This is a genomic window from Verrucomicrobiia bacterium, from assembly GCA_019634625.1.
Lineage (GTDB): Bacteria > Verrucomicrobiota > Verrucomicrobiia > Limisphaerales > CAIMTB01 > CAIMTB01.
In genome coordinates this window covers 1-5,425 of sequence record JAHCBA010000086.1, presented here as the reverse complement: position 1 = coordinate 5,425, position 5,425 = coordinate 1, and the positions used below count along the sequence as shown (strand labels likewise).

Here is a 5,425-nt window from a genome sequence, read left to right as displayed (position 1 = left end):
AAGAGGTGGCCTGAACGAACACGGGCTACATACATATTCAGATGTCCATTGGAAGTCAACATCCGAGTTGGATTATCGTCATATTTTACTTGCTACACAATTTGGCAAAACGCCAGCAAAGTCGATGTTTTGGCTCAATTCGGGAGGAAGTGAGGCTAGGCGAAGCGGTCGGGATCGACGGGGGTCAGGTCGAAGCCGGGCGGTTCGCCGGTGGCGAGGCGGGCGACGATCTGGCCGGTGACCGGGGCGAGGCTGAGGCCGAGCATGGCGTGGCCGGTGGCGACAATGAGGTTGGGCCAGCGCCGGGACCGGCCGAGGTAAGGGAGTCCATCGGGGCTGACCGGACGCAGGCCGCGCCAGGGCGGAATCCCATGAAAATCCTGGGGTTGGAAGGCGGGGAGATAGTTGGGGATGGCGTCGAGGATGCCCTGGACGCGGAGGGGATTGATGGATTCGTCGAGGCCTGCGATCTCCATGGTGCCGCCGAAGCGGAGGGCCCCGCTCATTGGGGTGACTGCGATGCGGGCTTCAGTGAGGATGGCACAGTGCCTGGGGAGTTGGCGGGGGTGGGGCAGGGTGAGGCTGTAGCCTTTGCCGGCCTGGATGGGAAGCCGCAGGCCGAGGGGCTGGGCGAGGCGGGGTGACCACGAACCGCCGCAGAGCACGAAGGTGTCAGCCGGCCATTCGTCCTGCGCCGTGCGGGCGGCCACGATCCGTCCGCCCTCGGTGCGCCATCCGGTGACTTCGCTGTTCCAGACGAATTGCGCGCCGGCCTGGACGGCGTGGTGGTGCAGAGCGGCGAGGAACCGGTCGGGGACGAGGTGACAATCCTGGGGAAAGTGAACACCGCCGACGATGTCGAGCGTGAGGTCCGGTTCCAGTGCGGCAACGCCGCCGGGGGTGAGCACTTCGGCCTCGAGACCGAGGCGCCTTGCCTGTTCCGCCAGGCGGGATTCGTCGTCGAGGGCGTGCCGGGTGCGGCAGAGCATGAGGAGGCCTTGTCGGACGAGGCCGAAATCGGAGCCGGGCAGGGAGGCGATGGACGCGAAATCCTCGCGACTGGCGAGGGCAAGGTCACGCAGGAGAGGGGCGGCGCGCCGGACATGGGCGGCATTGGCGGAACGCCAGAAACGGCAGGCCCAGGCCAGGAGGTCGAGATCGAGACGGGGTTTGAGATAGAACGGAGACTTGGGATTGGCCATCCATCGGATGGCCTGGACAACCGCCCCGGGTGCGGCGAGGGGAACGAAGTGACTGGGGCAGACCATGCCGGCATTGCCGAAGGAACAACCATCACGGTCCGGTCCAAGTCGTTCGAGCAAGGTCACGCGGAGTCCCCGGCGGGCCGCATGGAAGGCGGTGGCGAGGCCGATGACGCCACCGCCAAGGACGACAAGGGAGCGGGGAGAGGTCATGGGTGGGTTGGGGTGGATGCTAAGACGCGGGAGCGGGTCTTTTGGCGATGGCCGGATCAAGGGCGCGCTCCGCAGCGACAGCGAGCGTGGCCCAGGGACCACCGGGTGTCGCGTCGGGAGTGGAGGATGGGGATGGGCTACCCGCGCGCTTGTGCCCGCCCCGCGCGCTGGCTTGATCTTTTCGGGCAAGAGCTTCATCGATCGCTCGTTCCGTATCTGCGTTCCGCTACGCGCCTCGCTCACCCCTCTTTCTGCCCGAGAATCTGCGGTGCCATCGCTTTCCTCCTTACTGCATGGATACGGCTGAGCTCTGCCCCCCCGCCGGGTCTCCACGGTGACGGTCTGCCTCAAGATTCCGGGTCAACAATCAACAATTAACAGCCGGGCATATTGTGCTAAACTCAGTCAAATGTAAAACGCCTGGCAATTTGTATAAGCCAGGGAAGTTGTGGCTCAGCCGAGCCATGAGGTCTGGCGGTCAACAATGCCCAATGCCGAACCTGGCAATATACCTGGGTCAACAATGACGAACCTGGCAATATGCCTGGGTGTCTTGAGCCAGCGGGACGTATTCCCATCCGGCCATCCCGATCAGCGATCCGGTTTCGACATTGTGCGTCGCGTCGTGCCTTGTTGGAGCGATCTCGGGGCTGTTCGCTGGCGGTGGAACCTGCTCAACATCGGGCCCGTGAAGCCTCGTGTGTGGTCCCTCATTCTGGTTTTCGGGTTGGTGACCGAATGGGGGAGTGCGGAGGAGGTGCTGTTTCACGAACGGGTTCGGCCGCTGATCGAGGCGCGGTGCGTGGGGTGTCATGGCCCGGACCAAAGGAAGGGAGGGCTGCGGCTGGATTCGCGGGAGGCGGCGCTGGCTGGGGGCTACGAGGGGCCGGCGGTGGTGCCGGGGCGGCCGGAGGATTCGTTGCTGATGCTGGCGGTGCGCCATGCCCGGGAGGATCTGGCGATGCCCCCCAAGGAACGATTGGCGGATGCCGATGTGAAGGCGCTCGAACGGTGGATCCGGGAAGGGGCTCCCTGGCCGGAGGCGGTCCAAGGGCCCGCCGGAGGCCCGGCAGCGCCTGAGGACGGAGAACGACTGGGTGACGCCTGGAGCGATCCGCGCAATCCGATCGTCCGGCTGTTTCATGGGCAGCGGCTGGACCTGTGGTCGCTTCGTCCGCTGGCGAAGCCCGCGGTGCCGGTGAATGCGGGGCGCGAGGGTCGGCCGGAATCCGCGCATCCCATCGACGCTTTTCTCCGGGCGTCGGCATCGGGTTCCACAAGCGCCCGGAGGATGGCGCCCGAGGCGGATCGGCGGACGCTGGTGCGGCGGTTGTTTTTCGAGCTCACGGGGATGCCGCCGTCGCCGGAGGAACTGGAATGGTTCCTGCGGGACCGGGCGCCCGGGGCGTATGAGCGGTGGGTGGACCGGCTGCTGCATTCGCCGCGGTACGGGGAGCATCTGGCGCGGTTGTGGCTGGATGTGGTGCGGTACAGCGACAGCAACGGATTCGATTGGGACGAGTTTCGACCGGAGGCATGGCGGTTCCGGGATTACGTGGTGCGATCGTTCAATGCGGACAAGCCGTACGACCGGTTCCTGGTCGAGCAACTGGCAGGGGACGAGATGCTGGCGGGGGCGCCGCGCACCGCCGCGGAGCGGGATTTGCTGATCGCCACGGGATACCTTCGGATTGGGCCGCAGGACAATTCGGCGAGCCTGTTCAACGAGCAGGCCCGGGCGCGGTCGGAATGGTTATCTGACCTCACTGAGACCACGGGCAGCGCCTTCCTCGGCCTGACACTGAGTTGCTGCCGGTGCCACGATCACAAATACGATCCGCTGTCGCAGGCGGACCATTTCCGGCTGCGGGCATTCTTCGAGCCGGTCGAGTATGGCGATGCCCTGGCGCTGGATCTGGCGGACGAACAGGAGGCGATCCGGGGACGGCAGGAGGAGATTGACCGGGAGATTGAACCGTTGGAGAGGGAACGCGAGGCGATCTGGGGGGTGGTGAAGGATCGGTTGCGGGCGGAACGGGTGGCGGCGCTTACGGACGAGGAGCGCCGGTTGCTGGCACGGGCACTGGATTCTGGGGAGCGGGCCGAGGCAATCGAACGGCGGATCGAGCCGGGCGAAAAGGAGATTGCCGAGGCGGCAACCGGGGAGGAACGGGAACGGCACGCGCTTCTGGGCCGGGAGATCGAGGCGAAACGCAAGGCGCGGCCGGCATTCACGAGGGGATTGCTGGCCACCGACCGGTCGGGCCCGGTACCGGCGACGCGCATCCATTTCCAGGGGGATCCCCGGTCCGAGCGGGACCTGGTGTCCCCCGGATACCCGTCGATTCTGGATCCCAATCCCGCCGTCATCGAAGCTCCTCCGAACCCGGCGACCACGGGGCGGCGCTGGACGCTGGCGCACTGGATCGCCTCGCCGGACAACCCGCTGACGGCGCGGGTGATGGTAAACCGGGTGTGGCAGTGGCTGATGGGCGAGGGGTTGGTGACGACCCCGAACGACTTCGGCTGGGCGGGAGCGCGGCCGGGTCATCCGGAACTGCTGGACTGGCTGGCGCGGGAGTTCATGGCACAGGGTTGGTCGCTGAAGGGGTTGCACCGGCTGATCCTGACCAGTGCGGCGTACCGGCAGACGTCACGGGTGGAGGCGGAAGGTGGTTCGCCGGGGTTGGCGGAAGCCGGGGCATTCGTGGGCCCGCGACCGTTGCGCCGGCTGTCGGCGGAGCAGTTGCGCGATGCGTTGCTGGGGGTGTCAGGACGGTTGCGGGACGTGCCGGGTGGGCGGCCGGTGTGGCTGGATCTGCCACCGGACATTCTCAAGGCCAACCCGGCGTTCCTGGACGACAACGCGGAGAAAACCAAGGGTTGGTATCCCTCGCCGGCGGGGGAACGGCCGGTGCGAAGCTTATATCTCGTGCAGAAGCGCACGGTGCGGCTGCCGTTTCTCGAGACCTTTGATCAGCCGGAGAATTCGGTGTCCTGCCCGCAACGGACGTCGTCGATCGTGGCTCCACAGGCGTTGACGCTGTTGAACGGGGACGAGGCGATCGCGGCGGCGCAAGCCCTGGGGGAGCGGGTCCTGGCGGAGGCGGGATCCGATCCGGAAGCACAGGTGCGCCGGGCCTTCGTCCGGGCGCTTCAACGGGAGCCGGACCCGGAGGAGATGATGGCGTGCCGTCGGTTCCTCAAGGGCTCAGACCTGGTGCAACTTTGCCGCGCGCTGCTGAACGTGAACGAGTTCGTGTTCGTGGACTGAACGTCGGGAACGGGATCGAAACCGCCCTGCCGGAGATCAAAGAACCTCCTCGATGTCAGTGTACAGGAAGGTCACGCCGCCGGTTGCGTACTTCGGGACATCGGCGACAGCGGCCTGACCCTCGGGCGAGGCGAGGAGTGCTTCGAACTCGGCGCGGCTCTCCATGTAGAGGTCGGCGACGTAGTAGTACGGACTGGGTTTGTCGTCGGGCGTGCCCGTCACCTTGCCGATGGTCCACTTGCGGAGGCCCTTCATCCTTTTCGCGATGGGGATGTGGGCTTCGGCATAGTAATGGTCGAAGGCGGCGGGGTCCTTCGGATGCCCATACAGGACGAGGAGACGCACCATGGTGAGGCGAGCGTGTCAGGCGGGCCAGGTGGGGACAATCCCGGGGTGCCGCGAGTCGGGACGAGCGACCGGGAACGGCCATTGACGCGGGGGCTGCGTATCGCTTGGTGACCCGCGGCAAACGGAGACAGTTTGCCGGGGAGTTGGTGGGTGATGACTCTGTCGCCAACGTGCGCGTGATGGGAGCGTAGAATTGTACACCGGGTTGCTTCGCGTGGTGAAGCTGCGCCCTAGCCGATCCTTTAGGCCAGTCGTTCAAGATCGAGTTCAGGATCGGCACGGGTCTTCCAATTCCCCACGGCCGGATCGTGCAATACCCGGTGAATCGCCCCAGATGGCAATCTAACCAACCGCATCCACTCGCAGATCGCGCAATACGGTGAGCCCC

The 5,425-nt window shown here is 65.9% G+C and carries 3 protein-coding genes; 1 reads left to right on the top strand and 2 read right to left on the bottom strand.

Going from position 1 to position 5,425, the window contains the following annotated elements:
• Positions 1-155: 155 nt before the first annotated feature.
• Entirely contained in the window at positions 156-1,415 is a 1,260-nt protein-coding gene (locus KF833_24300) for an FAD-dependent oxidoreductase (protein MBX3748440.1), read from the bottom strand.
• A 688-nt stretch (positions 1,416-2,103) separates the two neighbouring features.
• On the opposite strand from KF833_24300, the gene KF833_24295 reads away from it, so the two are divergent.
• Entirely contained in the window at positions 2,104-4,689 is a 2,586-nt protein-coding gene (locus KF833_24295) for a DUF1553 domain-containing protein (protein ID MBX3748439.1), read from the top strand.
• A gap of 36 nt (positions 4,690-4,725) precedes the next feature.
• Here KF833_24295 and KF833_24290 read toward each other — a convergent pair whose 3' ends face one another.
• Positions 4,726-5,037, bottom strand: a complete 312-nt coding sequence (locus tag KF833_24290; GenBank protein ID MBX3748438.1) for an EthD family reductase — start codon at positions 5,035-5,037, stop codon at positions 4,726-4,728.
• Positions 5,038-5,425: the final 388 nt, after the last annotated feature.

What these genes read in the sequence shown, in the direction of transcription:
- KF833_24300 (MBX3748440.1), bottom strand. Translation starts at nt 1,415, where the DNA reads ATGACCTCTCCCCGCTCCCTTGTCGTCCTTGGCGGTGGCGTCATCGGC.
- KF833_24290 (MBX3748438.1), bottom strand. Translation starts at nt 5,037, where the DNA reads ATGGTGCGTCTCCTCGTCCTGTATGGGCATCCGAAGGACCCCGCCGCC.